14 protein-coding genes are annotated in these 16,177 nt (G+C 65.9%); 13 read left to right on the forward strand and 1 reads right to left on the reverse strand.

Going from position 1 to position 16,177, the window contains the following annotated elements; translation table 11 throughout:
• Positions 1–250: 250 nt before the first annotated feature.
• The 4 genes from M9H71_RS23670 to M9H71_RS23685 all read left to right on the forward strand — a co-directional run bounded on the left by M9H71_RS23670 (position 251) and on the right by M9H71_RS23685 (position 5,079).
• On the forward strand, positions 251–3,589 hold the full coding sequence (locus M9H71_RS23670) for a PAS domain-containing protein (protein ID WP_455407311.1): 3,339 nt from the start codon (positions 251–253) through the stop codon (positions 3,587–3,589).
• A 156-nt stretch (positions 3,590–3,745) separates the two neighbouring features.
• Positions 3,746–3,973, forward strand: coding sequence for a hypothetical protein (locus M9H71_RS23675; RefSeq protein ID WP_455407312.1), 228 nt, complete (start codon positions 3,746–3,748; stop codon positions 3,971–3,973).
• Entirely contained in the window at positions 3,970–4,251 is a 282-nt protein-coding gene (locus M9H71_RS23680; RefSeq protein ID WP_455407313.1) for a type II toxin-antitoxin system RelE/ParE family toxin, read from the forward strand. Before M9H71_RS23675 ends, M9H71_RS23680 begins: the two co-directional genes overlap by 4 nt.
• 117 nt (positions 4,252–4,368) lie before the next feature.
• Entirely contained in the window at positions 4,369–5,079 is a 711-nt protein-coding gene (locus tag M9H71_RS23685; RefSeq protein ID WP_455407314.1) for a Crp/Fnr family transcriptional regulator, read from the forward strand.
• On the opposite strand, the gene M9H71_RS23690 is transcribed toward M9H71_RS23685, so the two are convergent.
• A complete protein-coding gene (locus tag M9H71_RS23690) occupies positions 5,052–5,276 on the reverse strand; it encodes a DUF1858 domain-containing protein (protein WP_455407315.1) in 225 nt (74 codons plus the stop codon). The genes M9H71_RS23685 and M9H71_RS23690 overlap by 28 nt on opposite strands.
• 237 nt (positions 5,277–5,513) lie before the next feature.
• Between M9H71_RS23690 and nirK the strand changes: the two genes are divergently transcribed.
• The 9 genes from nirK to M9H71_RS23735 all read left to right on the forward strand — a co-directional run bounded on the left by nirK (position 5,514) and on the right by M9H71_RS23735 (position 16,048).
• Positions 5,514–6,644 (forward strand): copper-containing nitrite reductase, encoded by a 1,131-nt coding sequence (nirK, locus tag M9H71_RS23695; protein WP_455407316.1) that lies wholly within the window; start codon positions 5,514–5,516, stop codon positions 6,642–6,644.
• A gap of 173 nt (positions 6,645–6,817) precedes the next feature.
• Complete coding sequence (locus M9H71_RS23700) at positions 6,818–7,699, forward strand: formylglycine-generating enzyme family protein (protein WP_455407317.1); 882 nt, start codon at positions 6,818–6,820, stop codon at positions 7,697–7,699.
• A 150-nt stretch (positions 7,700–7,849) separates the two neighbouring features.
• The gene (locus M9H71_RS23705) at positions 7,850–9,394 is read left to right on the forward strand and encodes a thymidine phosphorylase family protein (RefSeq protein WP_455407318.1); all 1,545 of its coding nucleotides are present in this window, start codon (positions 7,850–7,852) and stop codon (positions 9,392–9,394) included.
• Positions 9,391–10,302 carry a ribose-phosphate pyrophosphokinase gene (locus M9H71_RS23710; protein WP_455407319.1) on the forward strand — a complete coding sequence of 304 codons (912 nt, stop codon included), beginning with the start codon at positions 9,391–9,393 and terminating at the stop codon, positions 10,300–10,302. Before M9H71_RS23705 ends, M9H71_RS23710 begins: the two co-directional genes overlap by 4 nt.
• Entirely contained in the window at positions 10,299–11,933 is a 1,635-nt protein-coding gene (locus M9H71_RS23715) for an MBL fold metallo-hydrolase (protein ID WP_455407320.1), read from the forward strand. The genes M9H71_RS23710 and M9H71_RS23715 overlap by 4 nt, the downstream gene beginning before the upstream one ends.
• A 180-nt stretch (positions 11,934–12,113) precedes the next feature.
• Positions 12,114–12,323 (forward strand): hypothetical protein, encoded by a 210-nt coding sequence (locus M9H71_RS23720; protein ID WP_455407321.1) that lies wholly within the window; start codon positions 12,114–12,116, stop codon positions 12,321–12,323.
• A 159-nt stretch (positions 12,324–12,482) separates the two neighbouring features.
• Positions 12,483–13,493 (forward strand): Fe(3+) ABC transporter substrate-binding protein, encoded by a 1,011-nt coding sequence (locus M9H71_RS23725; RefSeq protein WP_455407322.1) that lies wholly within the window; start codon positions 12,483–12,485, stop codon positions 13,491–13,493.
• 163 nt (positions 13,494–13,656) lie between these two features.
• Positions 13,657–15,294, forward strand: coding sequence for an ABC transporter permease (locus tag M9H71_RS23730; protein ID WP_455407323.1), 1,638 nt, complete (start codon positions 13,657–13,659; stop codon positions 15,292–15,294).
• Between the two features lie 115 nt (positions 15,295–15,409).
• The gene (locus M9H71_RS23735; RefSeq protein ID WP_455407324.1) at positions 15,410–16,048 is read left to right on the forward strand and encodes a hypothetical protein; all 639 of its coding nucleotides are present in this window, start codon (positions 15,410–15,412) and stop codon (positions 16,046–16,048) included.
• Positions 16,049–16,177: the final 129 nt, after the last annotated feature.

The raw sequence follows: 16,177 nt of genomic DNA on the forward strand, positions 1-16,177 counted from the left end.
ATCGCCGGCATGACCGGCAGATGTCGACTCGCGGATCGTGACCGATTGCATCGGTTTTGCAACCTTTCAACGCAATCGGGGCGTTTCAGGTCCAGGGCGGTGACCGAATTAAGGTTATCCGCGCTTAACACGGGATAGCCGAAGCGGGATCGTGGACCTGGCGAGGGGCGCTGGTGATAATGAATTGTTAAGGTTCTCAGGCCCCGTGCCCTGTCCACCACCGCTGGCCAGCCGCGGCGTACGAGTAGCGATGACCAACTGGGACTTTCAATTGCGAGGGGTCGACGATCCCCGGCTCGCGGCGCACGCGACCCGGATGCTGCCGGCATGGCTGTGGTCGACGGACGGCAGCCGCATTCTATGGGCCAACCCGGTCGCGGCCAGGCTGTTCGGCGCCGGCAACACCGCCGAGCTCGCCGGCCGAACTTTCGGGCCGGCGGACCCGCATCGACGCCAGGTCGCCCAGCTCGCCGCCAAGCTGCCGCCGAGCGGCGCCACGCGGCTGGAGCGGCTGCGCGGCTTCGGCGCTGCCCTGGGCGGCCCGGTGACCTGTGCCTGTACCCGGCTCGGCTTCGCCGATGGCAAAGCAGGGGTGTTGATCGCCGCGGCCGAAATGATCGGCCGCCCGATGCCCCTGATCGACCGGCTGCGCGGGTTGGTCGAAGGCGTCGACACGCCGATCGCGGCGTTCGCGAGCGATGGCCTGTTCGTCGGCTCGAGCGCGACCGCGCGCACTCTGCTTGGCTTCCGCAACCTGAGCGAGGCCGGCCTCGATCAGGCTCGCACCGACGCCCTGCGGCTCGGCCGCACCGAGATTCCGATCGGGTTCGGCCGATTGGTGTTGCAGCGGGTCGGCAACGGTGTCGACGTCGGCCTGATCGCGCTGCTGGCGCCGGACACCACCGCACAGTCATCTCCGCCCCCGGAAGCGGCACCGCTGGAGCATCCCCAGGCAGAGTCGCCGCCCCCGAGCACCGAGCCGATCGAGGCCCCGGCCGCGCCGCCTGCGCCGGACTACGAGACCTTCGACACCCTCAGCGAAGCCCCCGCCGAATTCACCTTGCTCGGCGACGTGCCGCCGGCATCGGTTGCAGACGAGCCCGCTCCGGAGCTTGCCTCCGCTGAGGCTGAGGCTGAGGCTGAGGCTGCAGTGGAACCGGCCCCGGCGCAAGAGCCTGCTCTCGACGTCGAGGCGGTCGTCGACGGGTCCGCGGCGCCGGAAGCCGTCGAGCCAGACCCGATGCCAGCCGCAACAGACGTCGCGGCCGTGTCCGAGCAGGCCGGATCGGAGCCGGGGACGGAAGAAGCCCAATCCCCCATCGAGCGGACGCCAGAGCCGCCGCCGCCACGGCGTCATCCGCTGCGCTTCGTCTGGCAGATCGACCGCGACGGCCGACTGGCGATCGCTTCGGACGAATTCCTCCGCCTGATCGGTCCGCACACCGCCGCAAATCTCGGCGAGCGATGGATCGACGTCGCCGACCGACTCGGGCTCGATCCCGAGGGCCGCGTTGCTGCAGCACTCGCCACCCGACACACTTGGAGCGGCATCACGCTGCAATGGCCGGCGGACGGCGTAGCGCTGCGGCTTCCGATCGAGATGTCTGGCCTGCCGGTGCAGGATCGAGACGGATCGTTCATCGGCTATCGCGGCTTCGGCGTCTGCCGCGATCTCGCCGCGCTCGATCAGCTCGCCGTGCACCGTCCGCCTGGCCGGAGCGAGCCGTCGCCGCGGCCGCTATCGGCCGATCGCGCGTCGCAAAACACCGCTTCAGATCAGGCCCCTGCTCTGGACCCGCTCCTGAACCCTGTGGACACGCCCTTGGATACCCCGAAAAACGTCCTGCCGTTCCGGCCCACCAACGATACGCGTGCGCCGTCGCTGACTCCGGGCGAGAACAGCGCTTTCCACGAACTGGCGCGACAACTGGCGGCCCGGCTCGAAAGCGAGACGCCCACCACCGAAGCGCCGTCGATCGCCGACGAGACGATCGAGACACAAGCGGATGCGACGCCGAGCGCGGCACCCGAGGAATCCCATCCCGATGCTGATCGGCTTCGCCAGGCGGCCATGACGGCAAGCGGCGACAGCGCGCGCGACCGCCTGCTGCTCGATCTGATGCCGGTCGGCGTCCTGATCTATCGACTCGATCACCTGCTGCACGCCAATCCGGCGTTCCTGTCGCGGATGGGCTTTCCGAGCGTCGCCGCACTGGAAGAGGCCGGCGGCCTCGACGCGCTGTACGTCGACTCCGAGGTCGGCGAAGCGAGCAGCAGTTCGGAGAGCGGCACTCCGATCACCATCACTGCCGCGCAAGGCAGCGACGCTGCGTCGACACAGGCGCGGCTGTTCACCATCACCTGGGACGGCGAACAGGCTTTGGCGCTGATCTGCTCGGCCGCCGCAGAACCTCAAGCGGTCACCGAGTTGCCATTCGCGCCTGCGACTGCGATCGACGATGTGCCGTCCGTGGTCGGCGCGGCAAATGCCGAAGAACTCGGCACGATCCTCGACACCACCGCCGAGGGCGTCATGATGTTCGACGAAGCCGGACAGATCAGCGCCGCCAACCGCAGCGCCGAGGTGCTGTTCGGCTATGGCGGCGACGCCCTGATCCAGCACAATCTGATCGAACTGTTCGCGCCGGAAAGCCGGGCCGCCGTGCTCGATTACTTGGACAGCATCAAGAATGGCCGCGCCCAGAGCGTGCTCGACCACGGTCTCGAAGCGCTCGGCCAGGTGCGCGAAGGCGGGCTGTTTCCACTGAGCATGACGATCGGCCGCACGCGAACCGACGGGCCGAACTTCTTTGCCGTGTTCCGCGACCTGTCTCAGATGCAGCGGACCGAAACCGAATTGAGCCAAGCCAGGCGGCACGCCGAACGCGCCGCCGACGCCAAGGCCGACGCGCTGGCACGGCTCAGCCACGAGATCCGCGCCCCGCTGAACGCGATTATCGGATTCGCCGAGGTGATGATCGAGGAACGCTTCGGCCCGCTCGGCAACGAGCGCTACGTCGACTACCTAAAGGATATCCGCGCCTCCGGCGAACGCGTCATCGGCATCGTCGATGACCTGCTCGACCTGTCGCGGATCGAAACCGGCAAACTCGATCTCACCTTCGGCAGCATCAACCTCAACGAACTGGTCGAACAAAGCGTCGCCGTGATGCAGCCGCGGGCCAACCGCGAGCGCATCATCATCCGCACTTCGCTGGCGCATTCGCTTCCGACGGTGGTGGCCGACACGCAGGCGCTACGCCAGATCATCATGAACCTGATCGGCACCTCGATTCATCTCGCCAATGCCGGCGGACAGGTGATCGTCTCGACCGCGCTCAGCGATTCCGGCGAGGTGGTGCTCCGCGTCCGCGACACCGGCAGTCGGCTCAACGACGACGAACTCGCCGCCGCATTACAGCCGTTCCGCCCCCCGGCGCCGAGCGACCGCACCGAGGCCGCCGGCGTCAGCCTGTCGCTGACCAAAGCGCTGGTCGAAGCCAACCGTGCCACCTTCCACATCAAGAGCGCGCCGCAATCCGGCACGCTGATCGAAGTGGTGTTCGCCCACGCGCCTGCGGCGGTTTGAGGAAGAGATACGGGCTGCCATCTCTGCGATGATATCATATTGCAACAGACTAGCGCACTAGGACGGCCGGCCCCCGAATCTGCCTGAGCGATGAATGACCTGCCAAGGTGCCGGCTCGGGCTTTCTAAAACCTCGAATGCCGCCTAACGTTTACAAATGACCAAGCTCTTCGAACAGGCAATCGAGACCGTCCGCGGCCTTCCCGCCGAGCAGCAAGACGCATTGGCTAGACTGGTTATGCAATTTGCGACAGTGGACCAGCCGGCACTCGAGCTGTCTGCGGAAGAGGCGGCCTCTTTCGATGAATCATTAGCGCAGGCCGAACGCGGCGAGTTCGCCACCGAGGAGCAAATTCGCGCTATCTGGGCCAAGCACGGGCTGTGAAGCTGCGCTATGCGATCCGTGCTGCCGTCGAACTCGACAAAATCCTCAACTTCATCGATCAGCCCTCACCACGGGGTGCAAGCCACGTCAAAGCGCGCATCCACGCGGTGATCGAGTTGCTCCTCGAATATCCGGAGGCTGGGAGGGAAACCACGAGGGGACTACGTCGCGTGGTTGCCTATCCTTATCCCTACGTGATTTTCTATCGCGCGACCGCATCAGAGATCATCATTCACGGCGTGCGTCACAGCGATCGGAAGCCGGCGGCACCGTCCTGAGCTCACCTCCAAGTTGCTGCTGAACTCAGCCGCATGGGACATGCGTCAATGCCCCTTGCCCCCCGCCGGTAATCGCGATTTAGCTGAGTGCGAACCGAACCTGGCGCGAGAGCCTCGATGGCGACGATCGACACCTCCCTGGTTGCAAAACTGCCGCTGTTTGCGGGGCTGAGCCCGGCCGAGCTCGACGCCGTGCTGCAGGAGGCGCGGTCGATCCGTGTCCCCAAGAGCGGCCACGTCTTCGAGCAGGGGGAAGACGCGCACTCGTTCTTCGTGCTGCTGCACGGCCACGTCCGCGCCAGCAAAGTCACCCCAACGGGGGAACAGATCGTGGTGCGCTACGTCGCGCCGGGTGAAACCTTCGGAGTGGCCACGGCGATCGGTCTGAACCGCTATCCGGCAACGGCGACCGCGGTCGACGACTCGATCGTGCTGTCGTGGCCGACCGGGGCATGGCCGAGGCTCGTCGAGCGATATCCTGCGCTCGCCGCCAACACGCTGCGTACCGTCGGCGGCCGGTTGCAGGAGACGCATTCCCGGGTGATCGAAATGTCGACCCAGCAGGTCGAACAGCGCGTCGCCCACGCGCTGCTGCGGCTCGCCAAGCAGAGCGGCCGCAAGGTCGAGAGCGGGGTGCAGATCGACTTTCCGATCAGCCGCCAGGACATCGCGCAGATGACCGGCTCGACGCTGCACACCGTCAGCCGGCTGCTGTCGAGCTGGGAGCAGAAGGGCCTGATCGAGAGTGGCCGGCAGAAAATCATATTGCGCGAGCCGCACCAACTCGTGGTGCTGGCCGATCAACCGCCCGGCGACAAGACCTCCTGAGGCCTTGCCACGGCCTCACGCAGCGCCGCCAAGAACGGCGCTTCGGGGGTCCGATGCTCGCGACAAGAATCCTCGATGGTGTGAAACGTCGCGATCGGACAACCGACGCACGCGTGTCTGAAATCCAGGAACACCCGGATCGTCGCCGGCCAGTCGCGCATCACGTCCTCGACTAGATAGCTGCGGTCTATCGACATTGTGGTCTCCCTTGACCCGCCATGCTGATCTCCATGCACGACAGGTTCTTTGTCGCGCGACAACGTTTCGGCGGTTCCCGCACCTCGTAGTTTCCGGGTCCGACAAATAACGGATGCGGAGAGTACCGGAGTTGATCGGCATTCATCGCTGAGCTTGTGCTGGGACAAACAGCGGAAGCGTAGCAGGCGCATGGTTGCGCCAGCCCAGTTTCAATCCAGCCCTGAAGGACCACGACCATGATGACCCGCCGAGACACCCTGCTGAGCGTCGCCGCCTCCGCGCTGATGATGAGCGCCGCAACGACGATGACGCCCGCCGCCGCAGCCACCCCCTCTGCCGAAGAGGACATTTCCAAGCTGCCGCGCCAGAAGGTCGAGCTGGTTGCACCGCCCTTCGTACACGCGCATCAGCAGGCAACCAAGGAAGGGCCCAAGGTCGTCGAGTTCAAGCTGGTGGTCCAGGAGAAGGAGGTCGTCATCGACGAAGACGGCACCAAATTCCAGGCGATGACCTTCAATGGATCGATGCCCGGGCCGCTGATGGTGGTGCACCAGGGCGATTATGTCGAGCTGACGCTGGTCAATCCCGCCACCAACACCATGCCGCACAACATCGATTTCCACGCCTCGACCGGCGCGCTCGGCGGCGGCGGCCTGACCCTGATCAACCCCGGCGAGCAGGTGGTGCTGCGTTTCAAGGCCGACCGCGCCGGCACCTTCGTGTATCACTGCGCGCCGGGCGGCAACATGATCCCCTGGCACGTCGTCTCGGGCATGAACGGCGCCATCATGGTGCTGCCGCGTGACGGCCTGAAGGATCGCGACGGCAAGCCGTTGCACTACGACCGTGTCTATTACATCGGCGAGCAGGACATGTACGTGCCGAAAGACGAGCACGGCAAGTACAAGGCCTACGGCTCGCCTGCCGAATCCTATGTCGACACGGTGGAGGTGATGCGCAAGCTGATCCCGACCCATGAAGTGTTCAACGGCAAGGTCGGCTCACTCACCGGCAAGAATGCCATGACCGCGAAGGTCGGCGAAACCGTGCTGATCGTGCACTCGCAGGCCAACCGCGACACCCGCCCACATCTGATCGGCGGCCACGGAGATTACGTCTGGGAGACCGGCAAGTTCTCCAATCCGCCGGAGACCAATCTGGAAACCTGGTTCATCCGTGGCGGCTCGGCCGGGGCGGCGCTCTACACCTTCAAACAACCGGGCGTGTATGCTTACGTCAATCACAACCTGATCGAAGCCGTCGAGCTCGGCGCCACCGCTCACTTCAAGGTGGATGGCAAGTGGAATGACGACCTGATGAAGCAGGTCAGCGCACCCGGCCCGATCCCAGGCGGATCGACGAACTAAGACTCCACCCTTCCGGGGCTCACGTTTGTGAGCATCCCTCTTCCCCGTCATTGCGAGGCGCGAAGCGACGAAGCAATCCAGTCCAGCGTTCGGAGCTGGATTGCTTCGCTTCGCTCGCAATGACGAGGTGAGATCATCGACGAATGAGCCCCCTTCAATCCCGCCGAACTCCCATGCCGCTCGCCTTTAAAGCCAAGATCGTTCTGGCCGCTCTCGCCGGCTTCGCCTCGCCGTTCATGGCCGTGCCGCTGATGCTCGGAAGCGGCGATCCGGCCTTCGAAGCCCGGCAGCCGATCACCGTCGTCGCGCCGGGCACGATGCGATATCGGTTGCCGGGCGAATTCACCCGCGACGGGCGGCAGATCGAAGCGCCACGGATCGAACTGCGGTTCGACGCGCCGCTGTCGATCATGCTGCATCAGGTCAGCGCGGCGGACTACCAACTCTGCGTCGATGACGGCGCCTGTCATCCGACGCCTTCCGACACCGCGATCCGCACCGATCGTCCGGTTGTGCGCGTATCGTGGCAGGACGCGACCGGATACGCCGAATGGCTGTCGCGCAAGACCGGCACGCACTATCGGCTGCCGACCGACGCCGAATGGGCGTTCGCGGCCGGCAGCAAGTTCAAGGACGACGGGCTAGCGTCGGACAGCGACGATCCGTCGGTGCGCTGGATCGCGCGCTACGAGCGTGAATCCGATCGCGACGATCTATCGAGCGCCTTGCGTAACTTCGGCGGTTTCGGCGCCAACGAACGCGGCCTGCTCGATCTGTCCGGTAACGTCTGGGAATGGACCACCACCTGCTTCGACCGCACCGCGATCGACACCGGCGGCCAACGGCAGGCGCAAACCGCCAATTGCGGCGTGCGGATCGCCGAAGGACGGCACCGCGCCTACGTCTCGGATTTCATCCGCGACGCCAAGGCCGGCGGTTGCTCGGCCGGCCTTCCGCCGATCCATCTCGGCTTTCGCCTGTTGCGCGAGCCGGCTGCACCGCTCGCGCGGCTGCGCGGACGACTGGAGCGCGCACTCGCAGCGGTACGGATCTGAACCGCGACCCAAGGCCGCGCAAGACATTGACACGCATCAAACGGCCCGGCTGCGCCAGCTTCTAGCCTTGCGCATCGCGTGTCCCGGCACCCGCCGCTTTGCCACGCGCTCCTGAAAGGCCGCCCGGCCGATGCGCGGAGTTGCGCCACCTTGAACATCCCCGATCTCACCCGTCCGCCGCTGACGATCCGGCGGATCAGTCTCGACACCGGACGCGAGAACGTCGCGGTGATCTCTCGCCGCTCGCGCGCCCTGCGCCCGGATGTGTTCCGCGGCTTCAGCCGCGTCGAGCTACGCATCAACGGCAAAGTGCTGCTCGCGACGCTGATGATCACCGATGACGATGCGCTGATCGGCCCCGACGAACTCGGCCTGTCGGAACCCGCTTTTCGTCGCTTCAACGAACCGGTCGGCAGTGCGGTGTCGGTGACGCCAGCGCGCTCGCCGGCCAGCCTCGACGCGGTTCGCGCCAAGATCCAGGGCCACACGCTGTCGGCTGCGGAAATCACTGCGATCGTCGATGATCTCGCGCACTTCCGCTACTCCGACATGGAGATTGCCGCGTTCCTGATCAGCGCCGCGCGTTTCACCTCCACTGACGAGCTTCTGGCGCTGGTCGGCGCGATGGCCTCGGTCGGCACCCAATTGACGTGGGACACACCGATCGTCGTCGACAAGCACTGCATCGGCGGCATTCCCGGCAACCGCACCACCATGATCGTGGTGCCGATCGTCGCGGCGCACGGCCTGATGATTCCGAAGACCTCATCGCGAGCCATCACCTCGCCGGCCGGCACCGCCGACACCATGGAGCTGCTGGCGCGGGTCGATCTCGACGTCGAGCAGATGAAAGAGGTGGTGCACGCCTGCGGCGGCTGCCTGGTGTGGGGCGGCCACGTCAACCTGTCACCCGCCGACGACATCCTGATCTCGGTCGAGCGACCGCTCAGCCTCGACACGCCGGAGCAGATGGTCGCCTCGATCATGTCGAAGAAGCTCGCCGCCGGCTCAACCCGATTGCTGATCGACTTCCCGGTCGGCCCGTCCGCCAAAGTCACCAACGCCAACGAGGCGATGCGGCTGCGCAAACTGTTCGAGTTCGTCGGGGATCATTTCGGGATAAGCGTCGAGGTCGTCACCACCGACGGCCGGCAGCCGATCGGCCGCGGCATCGGCCCGGTTCTGGAAGCCCGCGACGTGATGGCGGTGCTGGGCAACGAGCCGGGCGCCCCCGCTGACTTGCGCGAAAAATCGCTGCGGCTCGCCGCGCATCTGCTCGAATACGATCCAAAGCTGCGCGGCGGCGCCGGCTATGCCCGCGCCAAGGAGCTGCTCGACAGCGGCGCGGCGCTGAAGAAGATGCAACAGATCATCGATGCGCAAGGTCCCTCACCCTGCCCGGCCGAACTCGGCAGCTACGCGGCTGATGTGCTGGCGACCGCGGACGGTGTGGTCAACGGCATCGACTGCCTGCGCATCAACCGCCTCGCCCGCAGCGCCGGCGCGCCCGTCGCCAAGGGCGCCGGCATCGATCTGTTCAAGAAAATCGGCGACCGCGTCGAAAAGGGCGAACCGCTGTATCGGGTCTATGCGTCCGACCGCTCCGAATTCGATCTGGCGCTGGCAGCCGCACAGGCTGAGTCCGGCTTCGCGATCAATCATCACACGCCCGCCGACGTGGATCTGGTGTCGTGAGTGTCGCCCTGCGCTATCTGGATTCGGCGGCGGACGATGCCAATCGGCTCGCGGCCCGGCTCGGCGTGCCGGCGCATCTCATCACGCAGCACCGCTTTCCGGACGGCGAGATCGCCGTCAATGCCGGCCCGGTAGCGGCGACCACGATCCTGTATCTGCCGCTCGACCAGCCCAACGACAAGCTGGTGACCATCCTGTTCGCCGCCGAAGCGCTGCGCCGCGAAGGCTGCAACCGGTTGGTACTGCTGGCGCCGTATCTCTGCTACATGCGCCAGGATGTGGCATTCCATCCCGGCGACGCGATCAGCCAGAAGGCGATGGGCCAGTTGCTCGCGGGGCTGGTCGACCGCGTCATTACGGTCGATCCGCATCTGCATCGCACGCCACGGCTCGGCGATGTGTTCCCAGGTATCGCGGCGGATGAGCTGTCGGCGATGCCGGCGATCGCCGCGGCGCTGCGCTGCACGCTCGATCCTGACACCGTGGTGGTCGGGCCCGACTCTGAATCCCAGCAATGGGTCGATGCGCTGGCCAAACTGATCGGCACGCGATCGGCGGTGGCGCAGAAGATCCGCCATGGCGATCGGTCGGTCGAAATCGCGTTCGGCGATGCGAGCGCGATCGCGGGACGGCCGGCGTTGCTGGTCGACGATATCGTTTCCTCCGGCGGCACGCTGATCGCCTGCACCCGCGCGCTGCTCGGCACCGGCGCAACATCAGTCGACGCGGTGATCACTCACGCACTTTTCCCGCCTGCGATGCTGCGCGACTTCGCCGCCGCCGGCATCCGCAGCATCCGCTCCACCCACACTGTGCCGCACCCGACGAACGCGATCACACTCGACGATCTGTTCGTCGAGGCGTTGCGGGGCGAGATCGGCACGACCTTCAAGGAGACCCGCGCATGAGCGTCACCATCCGATTCTGCGGCGCTGCGCGCACCGTCACCGGCTCATGCTATCTGTTCGAGACCAAGGGCAAGCGCTTCCTGGTCGATTGCGGCCTGTTCCAGGGCCACAAGACGCTGAAGGAACTGAACTACGGCGCATTTCCATTCCGCCCTTCCGAGATCGACGCGGTGCTGCTGACGCACGCGCATATCGATCATTGCGGCCTGTTGCCGAAGCTGGTGCGCGAGGGCTTCAAGGGACGAATCCTGGCGACGCGGGGCACCATTGATTTGTGCTCCTACATGCTGCCCGACGCAGGCAGCATCCAGGAGTCCGAAGTGATGATGCTGAACCGTCGCAACGCCGCGCGCGGCAAGCCGGAGGTCAGTCCGATCTACACCCAGGCCGACGCGATCGCGACGCTGTCGTCGTTCTATCCGGTCGATTACCAGAGCTGGGTCAACGTGCTTCCCGGCGTGCGCGCAAGGTTCTGGAACGCCGGCCATCTGCTCGGATCGGCTTCGATCGAACTCGAGATCGACGGCGAAGGCCGCTCGTCATCGGCGCTGCGCCTGCTCGCCTCCGGCGACATCGGCCCCGACGGCAAGCTGCTGCAACCCGATCCGGAAGCGCCGGCGCATTTCGACTACGTGATCTGCGAGTCGACCTACGGCAACCGGATGCGCGAGCCGACCTCGCCGAAGCTCCGCCACGAGCGCCTGGCTGCCGAAGTCAACGCCGCCGCGGCGGCCCGCGGCGCACTGGTGATTCCGGCATTCGCGGTCGAGCGCACCCAGGAGCTGATCGTAGACCTGATCGACCTGATGGAAAAGGGCACGATCCCGAGCGCGCCGATCTTCCTGGATTCCCCGCTGGCGATCCGCGCCACCGAAGTATTCCGCCGCCACGCCGCCGACCTCGACGAAGACGTCGACGTCGAACGGCTGCTGGCCTCGCCGCATCTGCGCTTCACCGAGACGGTGGAAGAGAGCAAGGGGATCGCCAAGCTGAACGGCTTTCACATCATCATCGCCGCCAGCGGCATGTGCGATGCCGGCCGCATCCGCCATCATCTCAAGCGCTGGCTGTGCCGCTCCACCGGCACCGTGCTGCTGGTCGGCTATCAGGCCAACGGCACGCTCGGCCGCTTCCTCGAAGAAGGCGCCAAGGCGGTGCGGATCATGGGGGAGGAAGTCCGCGTCAAGGCCAAGATCCGCCGCATCGATGATTACTCCGGCCATGCCGATGCCGGAGAGCTGACGCGCTGGATCACCGAGCGGCGGCCGATCGATCGCGGGCTGTTTCTCGCGCACGGCGAGGAAGCTGCGATCGCCGCATTGGCCGAGCGGCTCGGCGGCGGCGTGCTGCCGGCATCGAAGATCTTCCAGCCCGTACTCGACGACGTGTACGAACTCGCCGCACCGGTTCCGACCGTGCTCGACGGCAAACATCGCCGACGGCTGGAGCCGGAAGCCGTGGTCAAACTCGACTGGCACAACGAGATGTCGAAGCTGTTGCTCGATATCAACGCCAACCTCGAAGCCGCGGCCGACGAGCGCGCGCGCAGCGTGATCATTCGCCGCCTGCGCCGCGCGATCGACGAGAACGGCAATGGTAATGGCAATGGCACTCATGCGGCGCGGCGATAGCCGCCGCGCCATCGTCGATCTGCTGGATTGATTACCATTGGTGCAAGGTTTGATTCACGCTGGCATTACAACACCGCCACGCCCTCGGCAGCCGCGATTCGGTTGCAGCTATTCGAATTGCATTCCCCGCCGGACTGTGTGTTAGACTATCTCGCAGATGCACATTCCCGGGGGACGCTCGTGAGTGCGAACTATCATGTCGCCGAAGGCGATCAGAATTCGCTCGGTCAATATCTGATCGCCCGGACGGCCAGTTGCAGTGCCGACCGCCGGCCGCAATTGAAGATCGCCTGCATCCATTGCGGCACCGAATACGTGGCTGCCGAGGTGAATTTCCACAGTTGCAAATGCCCGGCCTGCCAGGACGGCGCCGGCCATCATCTGATCTGACCAACAGGCGGCGCCTGCACCATTCTGGCGCATCCCCGGCCCCGAATCGCCAGGCCAGAGCGATTTGGAATCGCTCTAATCGCGACATTGCGCCGCTGCATTGCGTACACCTGTTGGGCTAGTGACAGCGGTATCGCAGTCTCTCCAGGAGCCCGCCGTATGAGTCGCCTACGTGCCGCTGCCCTCGCACTTGCCGCCGTTTTCGTGCCGTTCGCCGCAGGGGCCGCCGAGCAGGTGAACGTCTACACCTACCGCGAAACCAAGCTGGTGCAGCCGCTGTTCGACGCCTTCACCAAGGACACCGGGATCGCGGTCAATGTGATCTCGGCGAGTTCCGGCCTCGAGCAGCGCATCAAGGCGGAAGGCGCCAATAGCCCGGCCGACGTGCTGCTGACGGTCGACATCGGCCGGATCGACGACGCGGTCGCGGCCGGCATCAGCCAGCCGATCAATTCGGCGGTGCTCGACGAGATCGTGCCGGCGCAGTTCCGCGATCCGAACGGCCATTGGGCCGGCATCTCGATGCGGGCGCGGGTGATCTACGCCTCGAAGGATCGCGTCAAGCAGGAGGCTATCACCTACGAGGAACTGGCCGACCCGAAGTGGAAGGGCAAGATCTGCATCCGTTCCGGCCAGCACATCTACAACAACGCGCTGTTCGCCGCCTATGTGGCCAAGCACGGCGAGGCGAAGGCCGAGGAATGGCTGCGCGGCCTGAAGGCTAACCTGGCGCAGAAGCCGTCGGGTGGCGACCGCGAGACCGCGCGCGACGTCGCAGCGGGCAAATGCGACCTCGGCATCGGCAACACCTATTACTGGGCGCTGATGTTGAAGGATCCGGACAAAAAGAGCTGGGCGGATGCCACGAAGGTGATCCTGCCGACCTTCGAAGGCGGCGGCACCCACGTCAACCTGTCCGGCGTGCTGCTGACCAAGAACGCACCGAACAAGGCCAATGGGATCAAGCTGATCGAATGGCTCGCCGGCGAGAAGGCGCAGCACATCTACGCCGACGCCAACTACGAGTACCCGATCCGCGCCGGCGTGCCGCTCAACCCGATCATCGCCGGCTATGGCAAACTGAAGCCGGACCCGCTGCCGATCGCCAAGATCGCCGCCAACCGCAAGGCTGCCGCGACGCTGGTCGACAAGGTCGGATTCGACAACTGACACACGGGACTGACTTTCCGTCATGGCCGGGCTTGACCCGGCCATCCACGGCCACGCGCGAAGCGGAGCCTGAAGGCGTGGATGCCCGGGACAAGCCCGGGCATGACGACCTTCAGGAAGGCGACGTCTTGCCACCCGATTGCAAGACAGAGCGACCTCTGCGATGAGGACGTCGCCTCCCTCCGACCAGACAGTTCTCGGTCTCGCCCTCCTCACCGCCCTCCTCGTCGCCGCGCCGGTGATCAGCCTGATGCTGATCGCGCTGCAGCCGGCATCGGAGGTGTGGTCGCATCTGATCGCCTATGTGCTGCCGCGCGCGGTCGGCGACACTGCGCTGTTGATCGCTGGCGTCGGCACGCTGACGCTGCTGATCGGCACCGGCACTGCCTGGCGGGTGTCGTCGCACGATTTTCCCGGCCGCACCGCGCTGATCTGGCTGCTCCCGCTGCCGCTGGCGGTGCCGACCTATCTGTCGGCCTATGTGTATGTCGATCTGTTCGAGCCGCTCGGGCTGGTGCACCGCACGCTCGGTCTGCTGATGCCGACCTCGCAGGCGGTGCAGTGGCTGCCACAGATGCGATCGCTGCCCGGCGCGATGCTGCTGCTCGCATTGGTGCTGTATCCTTACGTGTATCTGTCGGCCCGCGCGGTATTCCAGGCACAGGGCACCGACGCGATCGAAGCCGCGCGCACGCTCGGCGCCAGCCGCTTCACCATCCTGCGCCGGGTGGTGCTGCCGATGGCGCGGCCAGCGCTCGCGGTCGGCGTCGCGCTGGCCGCGCTGGAGACGCTGAACGACATCGGCGCCTCCGAGTATCTCGGCGTCCGCACCCTCACCGTCTCGGTGTTCAACACCTGGCTCAATCGCGGCAGCCTGGCCGGTGCAGCACAGCTCTCGCTGGTGTTGCTCGGCTTCGCCGCGCTCTTGATCGCGATCGAGCGGATCGGCCGCCGCAGCGCCAGCGTCGAACTGTCGGCAGAAAGCCCGCGACTACGATCGCGGACGCAGCTGCGCGGCCTCAAGAGCGGCCTCGCAACCACAGTCTGCCTGCTGCCGCCGCTGTTCGGTTTCGTGCTGCCAGCCGCTTATCTGCTCGGTGAGAGCCTGCGCCGCAGCCTGTCGATCGGGATCGATCCGGCGCTGTGGCGCGATGCGCTGCACACCATAACGCTCGCGACCTCGGCGACCGGGATCGCACTGGTGCTCGGGCTGATCGTGGTGCTCGCTGCGCGCTGGCGCAGCGACCGCGTGACCGGGGCCGCCGTCACCGTCACTCAGCTCGGCTATGCACTGCCCGGCTTGGTGCTGGCGCTCGGGCTGCTGACGCCGGTGCTGGTGATCGACGGCACGGTGGCCAATCTGTTCCGCGCCTTCGGCTATCCATCGCCCGGCCTGATCCTGATGAGCACCGGAGGCGCGGTGGTGGCCGCCTATGTGATCCGCTTCCTGGCGGTGCCGACAGGCCTCCTCAAAGCCGGGTTCGACCGCATCCCGCGGGACTACGACGACTCGGCCCGTGCCGCCGGCGCCGGCCGCCTGGTCACGCTATGGAAGATCGATCTGCCACTGCTGCGCCCGGCGCTGGTCGGCGCCGCGATCCTGGTGTTCGTCGATTGCCTGAAAGAGCTGCCGGCGACGCTGTTGCTGCGGCCGCTGAACGTCGAGACGCTGTCGACCTCGATCTATCAATACGCCAGCCGCGGCAGCTTCGAAGACGGCGCGCTGGCCGCCCTTATCATCATCGCAGCCAGCATTCCGCCGGTGATCTGGCTGACGCGGTTCTCCGATCTGCCGGAATGAGCCGGCCGCCACGCTGCCGCCGTCATCCCGTGGATCATGACGCTGGAACCACGGCGCTGCGGCGATCCGCAGCACCGGCTGGCCTCGGCCCGTCCCCGAACGTATAATTAGCCCGATGAAGCAGATCCGCATCTCCCCTGTCGTCGCCCGCTGCGGCCTCGTTCTGGCTGCGATGTTCCTCGCCGGAGCCACGGCAGAGGCGCAGGTGGCACCGATCCGTTATTGGGTCCCTGGCGGTCCGTTCGGGTTCGGCGGCGGAACAGTCGAGAACTGGCGCTCGATGAATTGGAGCGACGTGCCGGGCTTCACCGCCGAAACCGATGAGAATGGCGAGCTGCGCAGCGGCTTCGTCGCCCGCAGCTACAGTGCTCCGGTGAGCCCGCTGGCCGGCGGCCTCGGTTGGAGCACGCCGGGCGGCGCCGGCGCATTCGGCAATTTCGGTTCGCTCGCCGTCGAGGGCTCGCAATACGGCTACCGCTTCAAGGGTGTCGGCGACATGCCGGTGACGCTGTTCGGCGGCGTCGACAGCCTGAAATACAAGCCGGACGTGTTCACCGCGCTGACTTCGCCGGGCTTCGCCAGCAGCAACACCACGGCCAGCACGGTCAATGCCGGCATCGAGATCAAGCCGACCTCCAATGTCAGCCTGTCGTTCTCGGCCGGCTACACCCAGTACAACGGCACCACCGACAGCGACATTCGCTCCAACCTGCTGCCGGGCGAGTCGCCGATGTTCTCGGGCGGACGGCGGTAAAAGCCCTCGGCACGCAAACCCATCCTCGTGTCCGCTTCCTTCGAGGCGCGCAAGAGTCGTCCGTGAAGTTTGCTGAACTGGATTGATTTAGGGGTGTCGGGCGGCTTCGAGTCGGAGTGACAGCATCAT

The sequence above is a fragment of the Rhodopseudomonas parapalustris genome (genome assembly GCF_053772255.1).

What these genes read in the sequence shown, in the direction of transcription:
- M9H71_RS23670 (WP_455407311.1), top strand. Translation starts at nt 251, where the DNA reads ATGACCAACTGGGACTTTCAATTGCGAGGGGTCGACGATCCCCGGCTC.
- M9H71_RS23675 (WP_455407312.1), top strand. Translation starts at nt 3,746, where the DNA reads ATGACCAAGCTCTTCGAACAGGCAATCGAGACCGTCCGCGGCCTTCCC.
- M9H71_RS23685 (WP_455407314.1), top strand. Translation starts at nt 4,369, where the DNA reads ATGGCGACGATCGACACCTCCCTGGTTGCAAAACTGCCGCTGTTTGCG.
- M9H71_RS23690 (WP_455407315.1), bottom strand. Translation starts at nt 5,276, where the DNA reads ATGTCGATAGACCGCAGCTATCTAGTCGAGGACGTGATGCGCGACTGG.
- nirK (WP_455407316.1), top strand. Translation starts at nt 5,514, where the DNA reads ATGATGACCCGCCGAGACACCCTGCTGAGCGTCGCCGCCTCCGCGCTG.
- M9H71_RS23700 (WP_455407317.1), top strand. Translation starts at nt 6,818, where the DNA reads ATGCCGCTCGCCTTTAAAGCCAAGATCGTTCTGGCCGCTCTCGCCGGC.
- M9H71_RS23715 (WP_455407320.1), top strand. Translation starts at nt 10,299, where the DNA reads ATGAGCGTCACCATCCGATTCTGCGGCGCTGCGCGCACCGTCACCGGC.
- M9H71_RS23725 (WP_455407322.1), top strand. Translation starts at nt 12,483, where the DNA reads ATGAGTCGCCTACGTGCCGCTGCCCTCGCACTTGCCGCCGTTTTCGTG.
- M9H71_RS23730 (WP_455407323.1), top strand. Translation starts at nt 13,657, where the DNA reads ATGAGGACGTCGCCTCCCTCCGACCAGACAGTTCTCGGTCTCGCCCTC.
- M9H71_RS23735 (WP_455407324.1), top strand. Translation starts at nt 15,410, where the DNA reads ATGAAGCAGATCCGCATCTCCCCTGTCGTCGCCCGCTGCGGCCTCGTT.